Origin of the sequence: Haloechinothrix salitolerans (assembly GCF_042662605.1) — a bacterium.
GTDB classification, from domain to species: Bacteria; Actinomycetota; Actinomycetes; order Mycobacteriales; family Pseudonocardiaceae; genus Haloechinothrix_A; species Haloechinothrix_A salitolerans.
This window is the reverse complement of record NZ_JBHSXX010000001.1, coordinates 1,637,549-1,654,982: the sequence shown is the minus strand read 5'-3', so window position 1 is coordinate 1,654,982 and position 17,434 is coordinate 1,637,549. Positions and strand designations below refer to the sequence as shown.

Here is a 17,434-nt window from a genome sequence, read left to right as displayed (position 1 = left end):
CACTCCTCAACGAGGCATGCCGAGTATCCGCTCGGCGACGATGTTGCGTTGGATATAGGTCGAGCCGCCTGCGATGGCCGTTCCCCGCGCCTGGTAGGCCAGCCGCAGCCAGCGTGCGGACGCGTTTTCCCCGTCATCGGGATCGAACTGGGCGCCCATCGGTTCCAGTCCGATGCGGAAGTCGGCGAGGTCTTCGACGAGGGGGCAGAAGTACAGCTTGCCGATCGACGTGACGGGGCCAGGGGCCTTCCCCGTGGCGGCACGGGTGACGACCCGCTGCCCGATGAGGTAGTGGACGAGGGCGCGACCGTAGAGATCGGCCGCTCGCTGACGGATTAGTGGATCCGTGCCGAGCGGACGTCCAGCGGCGTCACTCATCTTGCTGATATCGGCGACGATGTCCTCGACCGCACGCCTGGTATTCACGCGGCCGGTGGCCAGGGCCACGCGTTCGTAGGACAGCGTGGCCATCGCGACCTTCCAGCCGCTATCGGGCTCGCCGAGCACCGCGTCGTCGGGCAGGAAGACGTCGTCGAAGTACACCTCGTTGAACTCGGCCTCGCCCAACATGTGATGTAGCGGGCGGATTGTGATCCCCGGGCTGTCCATCGGCACAAGAAAGTAGGTGATGCCCTTGTGCCGTGGGCCGCCACCGGTGCGAGCAAGCAACATGCCGTGAGCGGCCAGGTGAGCCCGGCTCGTCCAGATCTTTTGGCCACTGATTCGCCAGCCACCGTCGACCTTCGTGGCCTTGGTCCGCAGCGATGCCAGATCCGATCCGGACTCCGGCTCGGAGAACAACTGGCACCAGATCTCCTCGCCGGTGAGGATCGGGCGCAGGTAGCGCTCCTTCTGTTCCTCGGTCCCGAACTCGATGACGGAGGGACCAGCGAGCCCCTCGCCGAGAATGTTCATCGGCTCCGGCGCCCCAGCGCGATCGAGTTCCTCGGCGAAGACCGACTTGATGGCAGCGTCCGCACCCTGCCCGCCGTACTGAGTCGGCCAGGAGAGACCAGCGTATCCCGCGTCGAACACCATGCGCTGCCATCGCTGCCAGAACGGCAGCTTCTCGACCAGGTCAGCAGGTTCGGGCCAGGGCAATCGCGGCAGGTTGACGGCCAGCCAGTCCCGCACTTCCGCACGGAATCGTGCCTCGTCCGGCGAGTCGGCAAGGTCCATTGCTCACTCCTCATCGTTCTGTCTTAATATACTAACGGTCAGACCGAAAGGAGCGCCAGTGTCCCGCACCAGAACAGAACAGATCGTGGACGACGTCACCTTCGAGGTCGAACGAGGCAAAATCCTTGAGTTCGCGCGCGCGACGCATACACAGGACCAGGTCCACACCGATACCGCGATCGCTCGAGCCAACGGATTCAACGACGTGCTGGCGACCCCCACCCATGTGGCCGTGGCCGGGCACTACCGAGATCAGCGCGGATTCGTGACCTCCCTCGGCCTCGCGATGGAACGAGTAGTGGTAGGCAAGGTCCGCTGGGAGTACTTTCGCCCGCTGGCCGCGGGCGACAAGCTTCGGGGCAGGCGCAGAGTCGTCAGCGACGAGCGGAGAGAAGGCAAGCGTTCCGGTCAGATGCGTCTGATCACGCTCGCGACCGACTACATCGACGCGCGAGGTGACGTCGTGGTACGACAGAGCGAGGTGCTGGTCGAGCGGGGTGAACAAGCATGAGACCCCCGATACCGGCCACCACCGGCACCGCACTTCAGGGCCGAACAGTGGGACCGCTGACCCTGACTGACATCGTCCGATTCGCGGGCGCGGGCGGCGACTTCAACCCGCTCCACCACGACGCCGAAACCGCGCGCGCGGCCGGCTTCCCAGACGTGATCGCGATGGGTCAGATGCATGCGGGCATGTTGGGCTCCTGGGTCGCCGACGTCTTCGGCGTCGAGCACCTGCGTTCGTTCGAGGTGCGCTTCGCCGCGCCGGTCAACGTCGGCGACACACTGACGTTCACCGGCGAGGTCACCGAGGTCGACCACGCGATGTCGCCCGCACTCGCTCAAGTGACCCTTGCCGTCAATCGAGGCGATGACGTCGTATTGCACGGCAAGGCCACGGTCGCGGTGGCCAGCTGAGTCGTTTTGGTCGTCTCGGTGCGCGACGCCCAGACGGCTCAGCTCAGCGTCCAGACGGGATCCCGGCGTTCACGGAAAGCACGCACACCCTCGTGCAGATCGTCGGTGGTGAAAGCAAGCGCGAGCTGCGCCTGCAAGTAGTCGAGAGCGTCGGGCAGCGCGTGGTCGCGCGTCGCGTCGATCGCGTCTTTCCCCAGTTGGAGCAGGAGCGGGGACTTCTGGGACAGCCTCCGCGCCCAGTCATCGACCGTCTCATCGAACTGCTCGGCAGGCACCACCTTGTTCACCACCCCGAGCTCGCGCGCCTCATCGGCGGTGATGGTGTCGCCGAGGAACATCAGCTCATTCGCCTTCATCCGCCCGACGTTGCGGTAGATCAGGGCCGAAATCATGAACGGAAACGCTCCGACATTGATCTCCGGGCAGCCGAACCGCACCGTATCTTTGGCGACGATGAGGTCGCACGCCAGGGCCAGTCCGAAGGCACCCGCCAGGACGTCGCCGTTGGCCGCGCAGAGCACCGGTTTGCCGAGGCTGCCGATCGCCTTGAAGATGCGCGGGAAACGGTCGAGCCCGGTGTACTTGACGATCGTCGATCGGTCGTCGGCAAACGCCTTCAGGTTCCCGCCAGAGGAGAAGATCCGCTCGTGCGAGGACGTCAGGACGACTGTCCACACCGACGAGTCCTGCTTGGCAGCGTCGAGCCCGGCGAGTAACTCGTCGAGAAGCTCATCGCTCAACGCGTTCCGCGTCTGCGGATCATCGAGCGTGAGCGTCGCAACGCCTTCGCCGTCGACGTCGTACCGAACCAACCGCCCCATTGATGTTCCCTTCGCCGGCAATCACTTCTGAGTTGAGGGCACGTCACGCGGCAGACGATCACCATGCCCGTGCCGAACTCGCGGTCGGATACCCGGCTGTAATTTCAGCAGCCGTCGCCGGACGGCTTCGAAGCAAAACCGACACGCTGGCACGAGATAGCTGGTCGGCCGATCCGTGAGAGGTACAGCCATCCCCGCGGCGGCGAAACCCTCGCACTGGTGGTTCGAATGGCCCATGGGCTCACAGAGACAACCGCACACCTTCGGAGACGAAGGGTCACTCATCCGCGTCATCCTTCCCCGCGAACAACAAGGCGCTCCCGACGGCACCTTATTTCGGTCCTACCATTGCACCGATTAGGGCGAGAGTCAACGACAGCCGGCGAGAGCCACGACCTCGTCGAAGCCAGAACGAAGACAGTCCTCGAACACGGCGACGTCGCCGATCACGGCCGGATCCAGATTGACGCCGATGCAGCATGTCTCGTCGTAGAACACCACCGTGACCATCGCGGCGACCCCCGGCCGCGGCCTCATCGGGTACATCCGCTCGACCTTCACTCCGGCCAAGTAAACCGGATAGCCGAAGCCTGAGATGTTGGACGCTTTGGACATCGGAGACTGTGGTCATGCCGCCCGCGACTTCGGTCAGCAATGCGGACGGCACCCTGCTGAGCGCCGACGTGATCAGATCGAGGAAGCCGATCGCGGACTCGGCGCGGGCATGGACAATAAAGTCCCGGATCGCTGCGATGCAGGCTGCCGGGTCGGCTCGCCGACCGGGGCGGCCAAATCACACACCCGCGAAGCGGCTGGCGAGCCGCAGAACCATGGAGATCACAATCTTTGGCTGTCGTATCTGTGGGATGACTTGAAGCCGTTCGCAAGGTCGCGCATCGTGCGGTCGATGATGCTGGTGAGTTCTTCCTGCGGGTTTGCGAGCCAGTGTTCGTAGGCGGCGAGTGCGGCACCGAGTACGGTGTAGGCGAGCGCTTGCGGGACAAGATCGTCTACCGACACGCCCAGTCGACGCGCGACGAACTCGGCGACCACCTGCCGCCACGCTGCGTATCGCAAGGTCGAGTGTGCCTGCAGCGCGGGCACTCGCAGGATCAACTCCATCCGCCTGCGGTGCCAGGGCACCTGGTCGGGGTCGAGTCGGTTGAAGTCAACAACTACCGTACGCACCGCGTCCATCAACGGCTGATCCGGCGGACGTGCGGCGAACCACTCGCGCATGTAGCCGAGGTGCTCGGTGAAGTTCCCCCAGACGATGTCGTTCTTGGAGTCGAAGTACCGGAAGAACGTCCGTCGCCCGATGCCTGCCGCGGCCGCGATGTCGTCGACGGTGGTGGCGTCAAAGCCTTTGCTCTCGAACAGAGCAAATGCCACCTGTTCCAACTGGAGGGGACTCGTAGAGGGGCGTCGACCCCTCCTTTTGGGAGCAGACCTCTCCCTTTCGGACTGTTTCGCGGCCATATCCTTCTCATTTGACACTCGGTGTCATTATGCTGCCCGTCACTGCAACCACCCAACCAGAGCCAGGAGGGCATGCGATGAGTGACCAGGAGATCACCACAACGGTAACCGTCGACGACGAGGCCGTTGCTGACGTCGACGAGGACTTGTTGGTCGAGGATGTGTCGATCGATGGCATGTGCGGCGTCTACTGAGTCGGCCGGGCGGGTCGGCGGTTTCATGCCTGAACGGCCCTACCGGCTCAGCCCGGACGTGTCGTTGCGGCCGGAACCGTTCGGTGCGCTGGTCTACGACTACGCGACGCGACGGCTGTCGTTTCTGAAGACACCGATGCTGGTGGCCGTGGTGCGCGAGCTGGCGAATCAGCCGGACGTGCCCACCACACTCGACGCCGCCGGCGTGCCTGACGGTGAACACGCCCGCTATCTGGACGCGTTGGCCGGTCTTGCCGAGGCGGGCACCATCCAGCCGCGATAACGCGAGTCGTGAGTAGTGGTCGGGGTTCTCACCCGCGCCGGCTCACGACGGGAAGGAATACGCATGAAGCTGGTCGAGCATTTCAAGGAAGGCCTCGGCGGGCCGATCTGTTTGACGTGGGAGCTGACCTACGCGTGCAACCTGGCGTGTGAGCATTGCCTGTCGTCGTCGGGCAGGCGTGATCCGCGGGAGTTGTCGACCGACGAGTGCAAGGCGGTCATCGACGAGTTGCAGCGGATGCAGGTGTTCTACGTCAACATCGGGGGCGGCGAGCCGACCGTGCGCCCGGACTTTTGGGAGCTGCTTGACTACGCCGTCGACCACGGGGTCGGCGTGAAGTTCTCCACCAACGGGGTGCGGTTGACCCCGGACCGGGCGAAGCAGCTGGCCGCCACCGACTACGTCGACGTACAGATCTCGATCGACGGAGCCACCCGCGAGGTCAACGACCACGTACGTGGACCAGGCTCGTACGACATGGCCATCCGCGCAATGGACAACCTCGCCGCCGCGGGGTTCACCGGGTTCAAGATCTCGGTCGTGATGACCCGACAGAACGTCGACCAACTCGACGAGTTCCAGGCCATCGCCGACGCCTACGGCGCGCAGCTGCGCATCACCCGGCTGCGCCCGTCGGGGCGGGGCGCGGACGTGTGGGACGAGCTGCACCCCACGCAGGCGCAGCAGCTCCAGCTCTACAACTGGCTCGTCGCCCACGGCGAAGACGTACTCACCGGTGACTCGTTCTTCCACCTCAACGCTCTCGGCTCGACACCGCTACCCGGGCTGAACCTGTGCGGTGCGGGCCGGGTGGTGTGTTTGATCGACCCGGTCGGTGACGTCTACGCCTGCCCGTTCGCCATCCACGACGCCTTCCTCGCAGGCAATGTGCTCTCCACGGGTGGGTTCGAGCACGTGTGGCGGCACTCCGAGCTGTTCACCGAGCTACGCCAGCCACAAAGCGGCGGCGCCTGCACGTCGTGTTCGGCGTATGACTCCTGCCAGGGCGGGTGCATGGCGGCGAAGTTCTTCACCGGACTGCCGCTCGACGGCCCCGATCCGGAGTGCGTCAAGGGCAAGGCCGAGCCCGCGCTGGAACTGGTCGGTGCGGGCAGCACGCCCAGGCCGGACAAGGACCATTCCCGCACCGCCGGGCGCACGCAGGCACCGGTGTCGCTCGGTATGCCCACCCCGCGCGCCGCGGTGCCGGATCGGGCCTGCGACACCAGCCCCCTCGCGGGCCTGCAGGCAGACACCGAGAGGACATTCTGATGGCGAGCAGCAAGGATTGGTTCGAGACCGTCGCCGAGGCCCAGCGTCTGGCGCGCAAGCGGGTGCCGAAGTCGGTGTATCTGGCGCTGCTGGCTGGGTCCGAGGCGGGACGCACCCTCGACGACAACGTCGCCGCGTTCGGCGAGCTCGGGTTCCGCCCGCACATCGCGGACCTGCCAGCACAGCGCGACCTGACCGCAACCGTGCTGGGGCAGGAGTTGTCGCTGCCGGTGATCTGCTCGCCCACCGGCGTGCAGGCGGTCGACCCGGACGGCGAGGTCGCCGTCGCCCGCGCCGCCGCATCGTCCGGCACGGCACTCGGGCTGTCGTCCTTCGCGTCGAAGCCGATCGAGGACGTCGTCGCCGCCAACCCGAAAACGTTCTTCCAGGCCTACTGGCTCGGCGACAAAGACACTATGCTCGCCCGCCTCGACCGGGCCAAACAAGCGGGCGCGAAGGGCTTGATGGTGACGCTGGACTGGAGCTTCGTCACCGCCCGCGACTGGGGCAGCCCACCCCTGCCGGAAAAGGTCGATCTCAAGACCATGGCCAAGTTCGCCCCGCAGGTGGCCACCCGCCCGGGGTGGCTGGCCCGATTCCTGCGCAGCGGCACACTGCCCGACCTGACCACCCCGAATCTCGTGCCACGGGGCGAGCAGGGGCCGACGTTCTTCGGTGCCTACGGCGAGTGGATGTTCACCCCGCCGCCGAGTTGGGACGATTTGGCGTGGTTGCGTCGCCAGTGGGACGGGCCGTTCCTGCTCAAAGGCATCACCCACCCCGACGACGCCAAACGCGCCATCGACATCGGCACCACCGCCATCTCGGTGTCCAACCACGGCGGCAACAACCTCGACTCCACCCCCGCCACCATCCGACTACTGCCCTCCATCGCGGCAGCCGTCGGCGACCAACTCGAGATTCTCTTGGACGGTGGCGTCCGCCGGGGCAGCGACGTCGTCAAGGCCATCGCCCTCGGCGCGACCGCGGTCATGATCGGGCGGCCGTATCTGTGGGGTATGGCCGCGAACGGCGAACGCGGCGTGCACAACGTGCTGGAGATCCTGCGTCAGGGCATCGACTCCGCCCTTTACGCCCTGGCCCGGTCGTCGCTGGCCGAGCTCTCGCCCGATGACATCGTCGTCCCCGACGGCTTCCACCGGGGACTCCGGTGACCGACCGGGTCGCGATCGTCACCGGCGCCGCCCGCGGTATCGGAGCGGCCACCGTCCACAGGCTCGCCACGACGGGCTGGCGGGTAGTGGCCGTCGACCGCTGCGCCGACGACCCCCGCGTGCCCTACCCACTCGGCACCAAACAGCAACTCGCCGCCCTCGCCGCCGAGCATCCCGACGCGGTGGTCGACGTCGTCGCCGACGTGCAAGACCTCCCCGCCCTGCACGACGCCGTCGCGGTCGCCGAGGACCGCTTCGGCCACCTCGACGCCGCCGTCGCCGCCGCCGCGGTCATGGCAGGCGGCAGGCCGCTGTGGGAGACCACCGACGGCGAGTGGGACGCCCTGTTCGACGTCGGTGTGCACGGCGTCGCCAACCTCGCCCGCGCCGCCATCCCCGCCCTGCTGCGCAGACCCAAACCCCGCTCAGGACGGTTCGTCGCCCTCGCCTCGGCAGCCGCCCATCGAGGCCTGTACCAACTCGCCGGCTACACCGCCGCCAAACACGCCGTCGTCGGCCTCATCCGGGGACTGGCCCACGACCTGCGCGGCACCGGCATCACCGCCACCGCCGTCTCCCCCGGCTCCACCCGCACCGACATGCTCACCGAAACCGCCCGCCTCTACGACCTCGACACCCCCGACACCTTCGCCCAACACCAACTCCTCGGCCGCCTGCTCGACCCCGACGAAATCGCCGCCACCGTCGCCTGGTTGTGCCAACCCGACGCCAGCGCCATCACCGGCACCGTCATCCACGCCGATGGCGGATTCACACCATGACTACCGCACACCACGCCACCGACCCGGATTCCGCCCTCGCCGGATGCCGCGTCGTGCCCGACACGACGCTGCGCCGCCACGCCCACAGCCGCGTCGTGCTCGGCGGCTCCCCCACCCGACTCCTGCGGCTCACCACCCGCGGCGCGGCGCTGCTGGACCGCTGGTGCGCGGGCGAACCCATCGGCACCGACCCGCACGAGACCGCGCTCGCCCGCCGCCTCCTCGACACCGGACTCCTCCACCCCGTACCCCGGCCCGGCCGCTACACCTCGGCCGATGTCACCGTCGTCGTCCCGGTCAAGGACAACCCTGACGGCGTCGCGCGGCTGCGCGCCGCCACCGGCGACCTCGCCACGATCGTCGTCGACGACGGCTCGACCGCCCCGTTCCTCGGCGCCACCGTCCGGCACCGCACCCCAGCCGGACCCGCCGCCGCCCGCAACACCGGCTGGCAGCACGCAACCACCGACCTCGTCGCGTTCCTTGACGCCGACACCCTCCCCGAACCCGGCTGGCTGGACCGGACACTCGGGCTGTTCGACGACCCGGACGTCGCCGCCGTCGCACCCCGCGTACGCGGCTTGCCCGGTGCGAGCCCGATCGCCCGCTACGAGGCCGATCACTCCGCTCTCGACCTCGGCCCCCACCCCGCCACCGTGCGGCCGATGAGCCGCGTCAGCTACGTCCCCACCGCCGCACTCATCATCCGCCGCACAGCGCTGGCCGCATTCGGCGGCTTCGACGAACGCCTCCGCTACGGCGAAGACGTCGACCTCATCTGGCGACTCATCGCCGCAGGCCACACCATCCGCTACCAACCGGAGGCGACCGTCTGGCACCAGCCACGCCCCACGCTGAGGGCCTGGCTGCGGCAACGCCACGACTACGGCACCTCCGCAGCCCCACTCGCCACCCGACACCCCGGTCTGCTCGCCTGCGCCCGCGCGAGCCGATGGACTCTCGCCGGTGCCGCACTGACCGCCGCGGGTCGTCCCGGCCTCGGCCTCACCATCGCCGCCGCCAGCACAGCCGCACTACCCAGGACCTTGCGACGCAAAGGAGTCTCCGCACGCGCGGCACTCACACTGACCGGTCAAGGGCAACTCAGCGCCGCCACGATACTCGCCGCCGCCGTCCGCCGCGGCTGGTGGCCCCTGCTGCTACCCACCAAACGCGGACGACGCATCCTGGCCGCCAGCCTGCTGCCCTGTCTCACCGAGACCGTCACCCACCACAAAGGACCCCGGTGGCTCGCCCTGCGCATCGCCGACGACCTCGCCTACTCCACCGGCGTCATCGCGGGCTGCGCACGCCACCGCACCATGGCCCCACTATTGCCCCAGTCCACCGAACGCCACCAGCCATGAACCTCGGCGGCATGCGCTCCCCCGAACTGGCAGGACGCGCCATGGTGCTCGCCGTGCCGGTCGGCGCCACCGAACAGCACGGTCCGCACCTCCCGCTCGACACCGACACCACCATCGCCACCGAACTCTGCCACCGGCTCGCCCGCCGTGTTCCCGGCATTGTCGTCGCACCGCCCATCCCGTACGGCTCCAGCGGCGAGCACGCCGACTTCGACGGCACGCTGTCCATCGGCCAACAGGCGCTGCGCACCGTCCTCATCGAACTCATCCGCTCCGCCGACCGGTTCAACGGCACCGTCTTCGTCAACGGCCACGGCGGCAATCTCCACCCTCTCGGCGACGCCGTGAGCGAACTCCGCACCGAAGGCCGCCGGGTGCTCGCCTGGTCGCCCACAGGACCGGCCGACGACAGCCACGCCGGACACACTGAAACCTCCGTGATGCTGCACCTCCGGCCAGACGACGTCGCCCTCGATCGAGCCGTACCAGGCGTGACCGAGCCGCTTCCCGAACTCATCGAAGCGCTGCGCACCCAGGGCGTCAAAGCCGTCAGCCCCACCGGCATCCTCGGCGACCCCACCCGCGCCACCGCCGCCGTCGGCGAACTCGCTCTCGAGCGCTGGACCACCGACCTCACCACGCAGGTGCGCACATGGCTAGCCGAGTAGCCCTGTCAAGGACTGTCCGGCCTCAGCAGTGCACGAGCGTGCCGTCACGCAATGGCGGTTGCCTACGTTGTTCTGGGTAGATCGACCGGAGGAGGAGTCCGATGAGGCGGTTCTCGCGGCTGGCTGCGGCAGCGGGTATTCCGGTAGCGGCAGCACTGGTGTTCATGCCCGGCGCGGCGACGGGCACGGAACGCGTCCCAGCGGTGCCCGACCCTACGCCTGCTCTGTCCGCGACAGCGCCTACGGCGACGATCATCGACCGGAAGCAGCTGGCGAACGGGGCGACGGAAACCACAGTGCGGATGGGGCCGATCGTGGCACAGCCGCACTCCAATGACGGCGGCGAACATGGTCACGGTACGCACACCACGCTAGCTGGGCCGTGGCAGCCGCCGTGTGTGAACTGCTACGTCACCAGCGTCAAACCGGATCTGACCTATGCGGACGGTTCCTCTGCGAACTACGACACCGGGGTCATGCTGCACCATGCCGTGCTGTTCGATCGCTCGAAGCAGGACGTGACCTGCGGTGACAGCGACTCCTTCTACGAGCTCACCGGTCGGCGCATCTTCGCGAGCGGCAATGAGCGGACCGGAGGGAAGCTGCCGGACGGTTACGGGATCAAGTTTGGCGCTGTGCCGATGACCTGGGGCGTCGTCGAGTTGATGAACATGAAGCCTGAGCCGCAGGCGGTGTTCGTCGAGGCCACGATCACCCATGTTCCTGCTGACCCCCAGGGGATGGAAGAGGTCACCCCGATCTGGTTGGACGCGGCCAACTGCACCGGCGACTCCCAGCACAGCGTTCCGGCCGGCGAGTCGACGACCACATGGCGGTGGCAGTCGACAATCTCGGGCACGGTCAAGGCGGCCGGTGGACACCTGCATGACGGTGGCCGGTCGCTCGCACTGTCGAACGCTAGTACCGGGCAGCACATGTGCACATCAAAGGCCGGCTACGGCACCGACCCCGCCTACATGGGCCACATCGAGTCGATGAGCCTCTGCACAGGCCAGGACCTCGGCACCGTGCGGCGAGGCCAAGTGCTCCAACTCGACAGCAAATATCAGATGGACCACGCGGCCGACGACGTCATGACCATCATGATCGCCTACGTCGACGAAGAAGCCTGACCGCCACCATGCGCGATCGGCACGTCAGCAACGACGGGTGCCCTGAACTGCCCCAGTCTTCCAGTGAGACGCGAATCGCACCTTGTAGCAGGCCAAATAGTAGGACGACCTACTAAAATCGATGCTAACGAGAGGAGACGTTGTGGCAGAGGTCGAGCGCGTCGGTGTGGTTGGCGCGGGATTGATGGGCGCCGGGATCGCCGAGGTATGCGCCCGTGCCGGATTGGATGTCGTCGTCGCGGAAGTCAACCCAGCCGGGCTGGATGCGGGGCGTGAACGAATTGAGAAATCGCTAGTTCGCGCCGTCCGTAGCGGGAAGCTATCCGATGACGCGTGCGAGTCCGCGCTGAGCAGCGTGTCATTCACGCTCGATCTTGACGACTTCGCCGACCGCGACGTCGTGGTGGAGGCAGTCGCCGAGAACGAGCAAGTCAAGGTCGGCGTCTTCGAGCGGTTGGACAAGGTGGTCGCGCGCCCGGATGCGATTCTGGCATCCAACACCTCATCGATCCCGATCATGAAGCTGGCGATGGCGACGACCCGGCCGTCACAAGTGATTGGGCTGCACTTCTTCAACCCTGTCCCGGTGTTGCCACTGGTCGAACTGATCCCATCCTTGTTGTCGAGCGAAGACACGCAGCGACGCGCGATCGGGTTCGCATCGGACGTACTTGGCAAAACGGTCGTGCTATGCCAGGACCGAGCGGGATTTGTGGTCAACGCGTTGCTGGTGCCGTTCCTGTTGTCGGCGATGCGGATGCTGGAGTCAGGATTCGCGTCGGCTGAGGACATCGACAACGGCATGGTGGCCGGTTGTGCGCATCCCATGGGACCGTTGCGACTCTCGGACCTGATCGGATTGGACACGCTGAAGGCAGTGGCCGATTCGATGTATGAGGAGTTCAAGGAGCCGCTCTACTCCGCGCCGCCGTTGCTCTTGCGGATGGTCGACGCCGGACTGCTCGGGCGCAAGTCTGGTCGTGGTTTCTACTCGTACGAACACTGAGGAGCACCGAGATGCCCCCGCTCCCAGCCGAACAAGAACCACCCCTCACAGCGGACCGGCGGCGCCCACTGTGGGGAGTCGCCAGTGTGGCCATCGGGTGGCTCAGTGTGGTCTGGGCACTGGCGGGAGCGACGCTGATCCTCACACTGCCGCTGGCGTTGACGGCCATCGGTTGTGGTGTTCGCGCCAGGACCCACCCGCGCCGGTATCGAGCGGCTGGGCTCCGTAGCCCCTCCACTGTCGGCATGACGCTCGGTGTTCTGGCGTTGCTCAGTGGGTTACTCACCGATACCGACAGTCCCGAACCGACCAACGCCAGCAGCGACGCCGCATCCGGGCAGACCATTCTCGGAGAGCCAGTCCGAATGGGAGGCATGCGAGTCACGGTCACCGACGTCAGCGCGGCTCCAGAGAAACTACAGCCGACCTCAGGACAGTATTGGATCGTGCGATATCGCCTGTCCAATCGCACCAGCAGTACAGGCGCCTTCGACAAGACTGCCCAGCTCGTCTACGCCGACAGCGGCCAGCGCTACGCCGCCAGCACACAAGGCACACTGGAGTTGACGGACGCCACGATGCTGCACACGCTGGAACCCGGTGACACCAGTCGCAGCAAGATCGTGTTCGCGCTGCCGGAGGCAGCGACGGTGGCCAAGCTCGGCTTGGTCAGTTCGATCGGAAGCGAACATGTCGTCGAGGTGCCCTGACCGGATCGCACTCCGACGGGCTGTCCACGCTCGCATGTCCAACATCGGTAGGTCAGATTGCGAGGAGCTATGGACGACATGGGCAAGCTGGCCACCGATGCGTACCTCAACGCCACATTCGCCGAACTACGCGCCGCCCTCGCCCGACTAGACGATGACGCCATCATTCGCGTGATCGACCATGTCCGCGACGAGGCTGGTCAAACAACTGCTCACCACCTCATAGCGGAGCTACTACGGGCCGCACATAACCGCATCACAGACCCGGTCAGCGCTGAGTGCATCACCATGACCTTGGCTCGGTACCACCATAACGGCAAGAGCCGTTAACTACCGATCAGAAGCCGACGCTGCCCGGGCTACCGACCATCGGCTGGCAAGCCGCGTTGGGTGACAAGCCGGCAGCGATCGACGCGCCCGTCGCCGCGTTCGCGATGGGTGATCTGGTCGCAGTGGCCATACCAGTCTGTTCGCTCTGTGACGCCATCGGCGCCGAAAGGCTGAGGAAGGTAAGTAGCACCGATCTCAGGTACAGCTTTGAAGGTCAACTCAGCCACCAGACCGCTTTTACTCAGCGGTATCGGATGCGATCTCCCGTCGTCGCTTGCGGCGCCTGAGCCGATGGCAGCCGGATGATCACTGACCTCGACAGGTCGTGGCTGCGCAGCGTCTGCATCAGCAACCTGTCCTGCGGCACCTACGCGTAGGCCGGCGTTACACTGCGGCGCGGTACCCAGCACGGAGGGACGTGAGGATGGATCCCAGACGGTGTGTCGAGTGCGGTACCCGACTCGCGCGCGATAACCGGGAGATCGTGTGTAGCCCGTGCGCGTCCGCAAGAGCGAGCGTTCTCGGTGCTGTTCCGCCTCCACCGCACGCTCCGTGGGAGCGCGACGACGTTCGCGCCGCGCTTCGTGATGGTCACATCGGTCGGCTCTTCCGCGCGTTCCGGAAGGCACATTCTCCAACCATCACCCAGGAGGAATTAGCCGACCGTTTGCAGCTCACGCAGGGGCACCTCAGCATCATTGAGCGTCAGCGCCGCCCGATCACCGATCTGGAGCGTCTGGAACGCTGGTGTGACACGCTCGGCGTCCCGCGCCAATTGCGTTGGTTCCGGGGAGCTGTCAGGCCACAGTCGGGTCAGGAATGCGACTCCATGGAATCCGAGGAGGGATCTGACCGGCTGCATCGAGCGTTACGGGATCCCTCGCGTGTCGATCTCGTCGCCGTCGCTCATCTGCGCCAGCGGGTGCAGGATCTCGAGTGGCGCTACGACACTGTGCCGTCAACAGCGTTGCTCGCGGAGGCTGGCCACGTCCATGCTCAAGTCGATACCCTTGCCAAACACGCAGTCGGTCGAATCGCGAAGGAAATGCGTCTGGTTCAGGCTGAGGCGGCGACCCTGCTGGGCCAGCTGACCTGGGATGCGTCGCAGCGCAGAGACCACCGCACGGCGCTGAAGTACCTCGAACGGGCCGAAGCCGCGGCTCGCGACATCGGCGATCCCACCGCGCAGGGCTACGCTCTGCTTCGCAGGGCATACGTCGCGCTCTACGGCCAACACGACCCTGGCACAGGTCTTGCTCTGACCCGCCGCGCAGGTGAGCTCGTTGACGGCATCAGCGCCGTGCTGACCGGACTGACACACCTGCACGCTGCCGAAGCCAACGCCATGCTCGGCAACACCGGCGCCTGCGAAACCGCCCTCAGCAGCGCCGAGACCCAGTTCGGCCGGATCTCACCCAGCGACATCGCCGCGCATCTGTACTCACCGGGACAGTTCGATCGCCTGGCGGGATCGTGCTACCTCTCGCTCGGCGATCACGTCCGAGCGCAGCGCATCCTGGGCCAGGCGGCACGCACACAACAACGGAGTCCCAGCAAGTCCGGTGCGCTCGTGTTCGCCAATCTAAGCCTCACGCATCTTCACCAGCGAGACATCGAAGCAGCCACCACCGCGCTGCACCGCGCTCTGGACATCGCGGAAACGACCCGAGGTGGCGGTGGACTGAACCTCGTGGCCCGTGTGGGGCGCGAACTCAGCCCATGGCGCACAAACCCGATCGTCGAACCGGCCTATGATCGGTTGCTGTCCCTGCTGACCGCGGCCTGAAGGAGCGACGCGTGCCCCACGACGCTGTGGACGAACAGAAGAACGCTGCCCGTCGTCGCACGTGGGATCTGCTCGACCAAGCCGACGCCGCCCACGGCGGCAGCACCCACGGTCGCATCCCCAACTTCCGCGGTGCTGACCAGGCAGCGGCACTGCTGGCCACCCTCCCGCTCTGGCAGCAGGCTCAAGCGATCAAAGCCGTCCCGGACAGAGCACAACACCCCGTCCGAGCCCTCGCCCTGGAGCACGGCAAGACCCTGTACATGGCCGTCCCGAAAATCGCCGACCTGAAGCCCTTTCGCCGCCTCAACCTCGCTCGGCTCGACGTCACGACCCAGCAAGCCGCATCCAGTTCCGTCGCCGTGTCAGTTGGCGATGCGGTCGGGGTCGACGAGGTCCAACCGATCGATCTGATCGTTTGCGGCAGCGTGGCCGTCAACCGCGACGGCGTGCGCCTCGGGAAAGGGGCCGGCTACTCCGACATCGAAGTCGCCCTCCTCACCGAAGCAGGACACATCACCCACGACACCACGATCGTCACCACCGTCCATCCACTTCAGGTCGTTGACGACGACTTACCGGAGACCCGCCACGACTTCCGCGTCGACCTCATCGTCACCACCGAACAAGTAATCACCTGCAACCAACCGAGCAGGCCCACTGGCCTGTACTGGGACGACCTCACAGCAGAGAAAATCGCAGCGATCCCTGCACTCGCGGAACGAAAACGGGCACACGAACTTTGATCACGAGGCCATGCCGTATCGGCGGCGAGACACCGACTCCCTTGTGCCGAAGGTGGCCCGTTGGCACCGGTCAGCTCCTTTGCGGACTGTATTGGCGACACGTGTACGGTGAGCCATTGGCGAGTTTTCACGGCACGAGGAGCAGTGCCACGACTGTGCCCAGTACGAGGAAGGTGCCGTGCCGGAGGGCGATGTCGGGGCGGTGGCCGGCGGCTCGCGCGGCGACGTATGCGATCGCCTGCAGGCCCCAGATCAGTAGCAGCGCCCCCGCCAGCCAGACCAGCATCTGAAAGACCGCTACGAGTGGAAGCGAGTTCGCTGCCGCTGGCCAGCCGTGCCATCCCAGGACAGCCCCGGCGGCGGGTGCGAGCTTGAGGTCGCCGCCGCCGATGTGGCCGGGCAGAAGGGCGTACCACCCGCCGTAGAGCAGCGTGAAGGCGACGACGCCGGCCAGTGCCGCGAGCAGATGACTTGTCTGCGGTTGCACCAGCATCGTCAGGGCCAGTCCTGCGAGTGCAAGTAGGTGGGTGAGCAGCACCAGCCAGTTGGGCAGTTTTCCGGTTCGTAGATCGAGACCGGCCAGCGGCACCGCGGCGACGATGAAGCCGACGGCGATCGACAGGTCGAGATCGCTTTCCTGCTTCCACGCGAGTGCCAGGGTGAGTACGCCGGTCACGGCCACCTGGGTGATCAGCTGTAGCCGAGGGGTTTCGTGCTCCCGTTTCCGCATTGCGATACCGATCATGACGCCGCACACGAGTCCGCAGCCTGTCCAGAGAGCAATGGGAAGAAGCGGTGGCACGAGAGTGACGCTCCGACGTACGGCAACACGCGACAGTGCCGGACACTGTGTTCACAGTGTGATGGATCAGTAGCGCAATGGTGCAACAACCAGCACGGAACAGGTCAACCTCATAACTCGATCGAGTGAATATCTCCTTGGAATGGTCCTCAGCGGCGCTTTGCGCCCTCAGTCCGCTTGAGTTGACCACGGTGGCGAGTTGTACATGTGGTCTGCATCAGTCGCTGAGAGCGGATGATCACCACGTAGGGGGTTGTATGCGTCGTCCGATCGTCCCATCGCTCGCTTTGGCGTGTTCAGCGAGCATCTGCGTCGCAGCGACGATCGCGTGTAGCTCACAGAACCCGCCCGCATCGACTCCCCCGCCGAGTTCCTCGGCCGCTGACGCGTCGCCATCGTCGACCGTGCCGACAGCAGCGGATACCGCCCGACAACAGGCAAAGGCGACATATGTCGGCATGTGGCAGGCGATGGCCCGCGCTGCGCGTACGTCTGATTGGAAGTCGCCGGAGCTGGCTCGCTACGCCACAGGCAACGCCCTCACCACGATCACCCGCAGCCTGTATGCCGATCACCGCTCCGGTGTCGTCACCCGCGGGACCCCGGAAAACCACCCGCGTGTCACCTCGGTAGAGCCGCCACGCAATCCGAGGACAGTGATGATCTCGGACTGCGGCGATTCGACCGGCACGTCGAAGGTTCACGAAGATACTGGCAAGCCGGTCAACGACGCCCAAGGCGGGCGGCGGTCAATCGCTGCGAAAGTTGTCCAGCAGCCAG

The 17,434-nt window shown here is 66.2% G+C and carries 20 protein-coding genes and 1 pseudogene; 16 read left to right on the top strand and 5 right to left on the bottom strand.

Going from position 1 to position 17,434, the window contains the following annotated elements:
- Positions 1-6: 6 nt before the first annotated feature.
- Positions 7-1,179 carry an acyl-CoA dehydrogenase family protein gene (locus tag ACFQGD_RS07720; RefSeq protein WP_345401397.1) on the bottom strand — a complete coding sequence of 391 codons (1,173 nt, stop codon included), beginning with the start codon at positions 1,177-1,179 and terminating at the stop codon, positions 7-9.
- Positions 1,180-1,237: 58 nt separating this feature from the next.
- On the opposite strand from ACFQGD_RS07720, the gene ACFQGD_RS07715 reads away from it, so the two are divergent.
- Together ACFQGD_RS07715 and ACFQGD_RS07710 are read left to right on the top strand one after the other, a co-directional pair.
- Positions 1,238-1,690 (top strand): FAS1-like dehydratase domain-containing protein, encoded by a 453-nt coding sequence (locus ACFQGD_RS07715; RefSeq protein WP_345401394.1) that lies wholly within the window; start codon positions 1,238-1,240, stop codon positions 1,688-1,690.
- Positions 1,687-2,100, top strand: a complete 414-nt coding sequence (locus ACFQGD_RS07710) for a MaoC family dehydratase (protein WP_345401391.1) — start codon at positions 1,687-1,689, stop codon at positions 2,098-2,100. Before ACFQGD_RS07715 ends, ACFQGD_RS07710 begins: the two co-directional genes overlap by 4 nt.
- Before the next feature lie 38 nt (positions 2,101-2,138).
- On the opposite strand, the gene ACFQGD_RS07705 is transcribed toward ACFQGD_RS07710, so the two are convergent.
- From ACFQGD_RS07705 to mftR, 3 genes are all read right to left on the bottom strand, one after another.
- On the bottom strand, positions 2,139-2,921 hold the full coding sequence (locus ACFQGD_RS07705; protein ID WP_345401388.1) for an enoyl-CoA hydratase/isomerase family protein: 783 nt from the start codon (positions 2,919-2,921) through the stop codon (positions 2,139-2,141).
- 369 nt (positions 2,922-3,290) lie between these two features.
- Positions 3,291-3,536 (bottom strand): WS/DGAT domain-containing protein, encoded by a 246-nt coding sequence (locus ACFQGD_RS07700; protein ID WP_345401385.1) that lies wholly within the window; start codon positions 3,534-3,536, stop codon positions 3,291-3,293.
- A gap of 222 nt (positions 3,537-3,758) precedes the next feature.
- Positions 3,759-4,400, bottom strand: coding sequence for a mycofactocin system transcriptional regulator (gene mftR / locus ACFQGD_RS07695; protein ID WP_345401382.1), 642 nt, complete (start codon positions 4,398-4,400; stop codon positions 3,759-3,761).
- 77 nt (positions 4,401-4,477) lie between these two features.
- Between mftR and mftA the strand changes: the two genes are divergently transcribed.
- The 14 genes and pseudogenes from mftA to ACFQGD_RS07625 all read left to right on the top strand — a co-directional run bounded on the left by mftA (position 4,478) and on the right by ACFQGD_RS07625 (position 15,852).
- Positions 4,478-4,594, top strand: a complete 117-nt coding sequence (gene mftA, locus ACFQGD_RS07690; RefSeq protein WP_345401379.1) for a mycofactocin precursor MftA — start codon at positions 4,478-4,480, stop codon at positions 4,592-4,594.
- 25 nt (positions 4,595-4,619) lie between these two features.
- Positions 4,620-4,877, top strand: coding sequence for a mycofactocin biosynthesis chaperone MftB (gene mftB / locus ACFQGD_RS07685; RefSeq protein ID WP_345401376.1), 258 nt, complete (start codon positions 4,620-4,622; stop codon positions 4,875-4,877).
- Positions 4,878-4,940: 63 nt separating this feature from the next.
- Positions 4,941-6,149 carry a mycofactocin radical SAM maturase gene (mftC, locus tag ACFQGD_RS07680; protein WP_345401373.1) on the top strand — a complete coding sequence of 403 codons (1,209 nt, stop codon included), beginning with the start codon at positions 4,941-4,943 and terminating at the stop codon, positions 6,147-6,149.
- The gene (gene mftD, locus ACFQGD_RS07675; RefSeq protein WP_345401370.1) at positions 6,149-7,324 is read left to right on the top strand and encodes a pre-mycofactocin synthase MftD; all 1,176 of its coding nucleotides are present in this window, start codon (positions 6,149-6,151) and stop codon (positions 7,322-7,324) included. Before mftC ends, mftD begins: the two co-directional genes overlap by 1 nt.
- On the top strand, positions 7,321-8,106 hold the full coding sequence (locus ACFQGD_RS07670) for a mycofactocin-coupled SDR family oxidoreductase (RefSeq protein WP_345401367.1): 786 nt from the start codon (positions 7,321-7,323) through the stop codon (positions 8,104-8,106). The genes mftD and ACFQGD_RS07670 overlap by 4 nt, the downstream gene beginning before the upstream one ends.
- A complete protein-coding gene (gene mftF / locus ACFQGD_RS07665) occupies positions 8,103-9,473 on the top strand; it encodes a mycofactocin biosynthesis glycosyltransferase MftF (protein WP_345401364.1) in 1,371 nt (456 codons plus the stop codon). The genes ACFQGD_RS07670 and mftF overlap by 4 nt, the downstream gene beginning before the upstream one ends.
- An 11-nt stretch (positions 9,474-9,484) precedes the next feature.
- Positions 9,485-10,141 carry a mycofactocin biosynthesis peptidyl-dipeptidase MftE gene (gene mftE / locus ACFQGD_RS07660; protein WP_345401361.1) on the top strand — a complete coding sequence of 219 codons (657 nt, stop codon included), beginning with the start codon at positions 9,485-9,487 and terminating at the stop codon, positions 10,139-10,141.
- Positions 10,142-10,242: 101 nt separating this feature from the next.
- Positions 10,243-11,274 (top strand): hypothetical protein, encoded by a 1,032-nt coding sequence (locus ACFQGD_RS07655; protein ID WP_345401358.1) that lies wholly within the window; start codon positions 10,243-10,245, stop codon positions 11,272-11,274.
- 142 nt (positions 11,275-11,416) lie between these two features.
- Entirely contained in the window at positions 11,417-12,280 is an 864-nt protein-coding gene (locus tag ACFQGD_RS07650; protein WP_345401356.1) for a 3-hydroxybutyryl-CoA dehydrogenase, read from the top strand.
- Positions 12,281-12,291: 11 nt separating this feature from the next.
- Complete coding sequence (locus ACFQGD_RS07645) at positions 12,292-12,990, top strand: DUF4352 domain-containing protein (protein WP_345401353.1); 699 nt, start codon at positions 12,292-12,294, stop codon at positions 12,988-12,990.
- 78 nt (positions 12,991-13,068) lie between these two features.
- Positions 13,069-13,320 (top strand): hypothetical protein, encoded by a 252-nt coding sequence (locus ACFQGD_RS07640; protein WP_345401350.1) that lies wholly within the window; start codon positions 13,069-13,071, stop codon positions 13,318-13,320.
- 424 nt (positions 13,321-13,744) lie between these two features.
- Positions 13,745-14,089 (top strand): annotated as a pseudogene (locus tag ACFQGD_RS07635) (helix-turn-helix domain-containing protein); the annotation flags it as partial.
- Between the two features lie 60 nt (positions 14,090-14,149).
- Positions 14,150-15,106: a transcriptional regulator gene (locus ACFQGD_RS07630; protein WP_345401347.1), complete on the top strand. Its 957-nt coding sequence runs from the start codon at positions 14,150-14,152 to the stop codon at positions 15,104-15,106.
- 11 nt (positions 15,107-15,117) lie between these two features.
- Complete coding sequence (locus tag ACFQGD_RS07625; RefSeq protein ID WP_345401344.1) at positions 15,118-15,852, top strand: 5-formyltetrahydrofolate cyclo-ligase; 735 nt, start codon at positions 15,118-15,120, stop codon at positions 15,850-15,852.
- A 127-nt stretch (positions 15,853-15,979) separates the two neighbouring features.
- On the opposite strand, the gene ACFQGD_RS07620 is transcribed toward ACFQGD_RS07625, so the two are convergent.
- Positions 15,980-16,597 carry a prepilin peptidase gene (locus tag ACFQGD_RS07620; RefSeq protein WP_345401341.1) on the bottom strand — a complete coding sequence of 206 codons (618 nt, stop codon included), beginning with the start codon at positions 16,595-16,597 and terminating at the stop codon, positions 15,980-15,982.
- Positions 16,598-17,434 lie beyond the last annotated feature (837 nt).

Excerpts from the sequence above, each read along its gene's own strand:
- ACFQGD_RS07620 (WP_345401341.1), bottom strand. The coding sequence starts at position 16,597 with ATGATCGGTATCGCAATGCGGAAACGGGAGCACGAAACCCCTCGGCTA.
- mftC (WP_345401373.1), top strand. The coding sequence starts at position 4,941 with ATGAAGCTGGTCGAGCATTTCAAGGAAGGCCTCGGCGGGCCGATCTGT.
- mftE (WP_345401361.1), top strand. The coding sequence starts at position 9,485 with ATGCGCTCCCCCGAACTGGCAGGACGCGCCATGGTGCTCGCCGTGCCG.
- ACFQGD_RS07630 (WP_345401347.1), top strand. The coding sequence starts at position 14,150 with ATGGAATCCGAGGAGGGATCTGACCGGCTGCATCGAGCGTTACGGGAT.
- ACFQGD_RS07645 (WP_345401353.1), top strand. The coding sequence starts at position 12,292 with ATGCCCCCGCTCCCAGCCGAACAAGAACCACCCCTCACAGCGGACCGG.
- ACFQGD_RS07700 (WP_345401385.1), bottom strand. The coding sequence starts at position 3,536 with ATGTCCAAAGCGTCCAACATCTCAGGCTTCGGCTATCCGGTTTACTTG.
- ACFQGD_RS07640 (WP_345401350.1), top strand. The coding sequence starts at position 13,069 with ATGGGCAAGCTGGCCACCGATGCGTACCTCAACGCCACATTCGCCGAA.
- mftA (WP_345401379.1), top strand. The coding sequence starts at position 4,478 with ATGAGTGACCAGGAGATCACCACAACGGTAACCGTCGACGACGAGGCC.
- ACFQGD_RS07655 (WP_345401358.1), top strand. The coding sequence starts at position 10,243 with ATGAGGCGGTTCTCGCGGCTGGCTGCGGCAGCGGGTATTCCGGTAGCG.
- ACFQGD_RS07720 (WP_345401397.1), bottom strand. The coding sequence starts at position 1,179 with ATGGACCTTGCCGACTCGCCGGACGAGGCACGATTCCGTGCGGAAGTG.
- mftF (WP_345401364.1), top strand. The coding sequence starts at position 8,103 with ATGACTACCGCACACCACGCCACCGACCCGGATTCCGCCCTCGCCGGA.
- mftB (WP_345401376.1), top strand. The coding sequence starts at position 4,620 with ATGCCTGAACGGCCCTACCGGCTCAGCCCGGACGTGTCGTTGCGGCCG.
- mftR (WP_345401382.1), bottom strand. The coding sequence starts at position 4,400 with ATGGCCGCGAAACAGTCCGAAAGGGAGAGGTCTGCTCCCAAAAGGAGG.
- mftD (WP_345401370.1), top strand. The coding sequence starts at position 6,149 with ATGGCGAGCAGCAAGGATTGGTTCGAGACCGTCGCCGAGGCCCAGCGT.
- ACFQGD_RS07710 (WP_345401391.1), top strand. The coding sequence starts at position 1,687 with ATGAGACCCCCGATACCGGCCACCACCGGCACCGCACTTCAGGGCCGA.
- ACFQGD_RS07705 (WP_345401388.1), bottom strand. The coding sequence starts at position 2,921 with ATGGGGCGGTTGGTTCGGTACGACGTCGACGGCGAAGGCGTTGCGACG.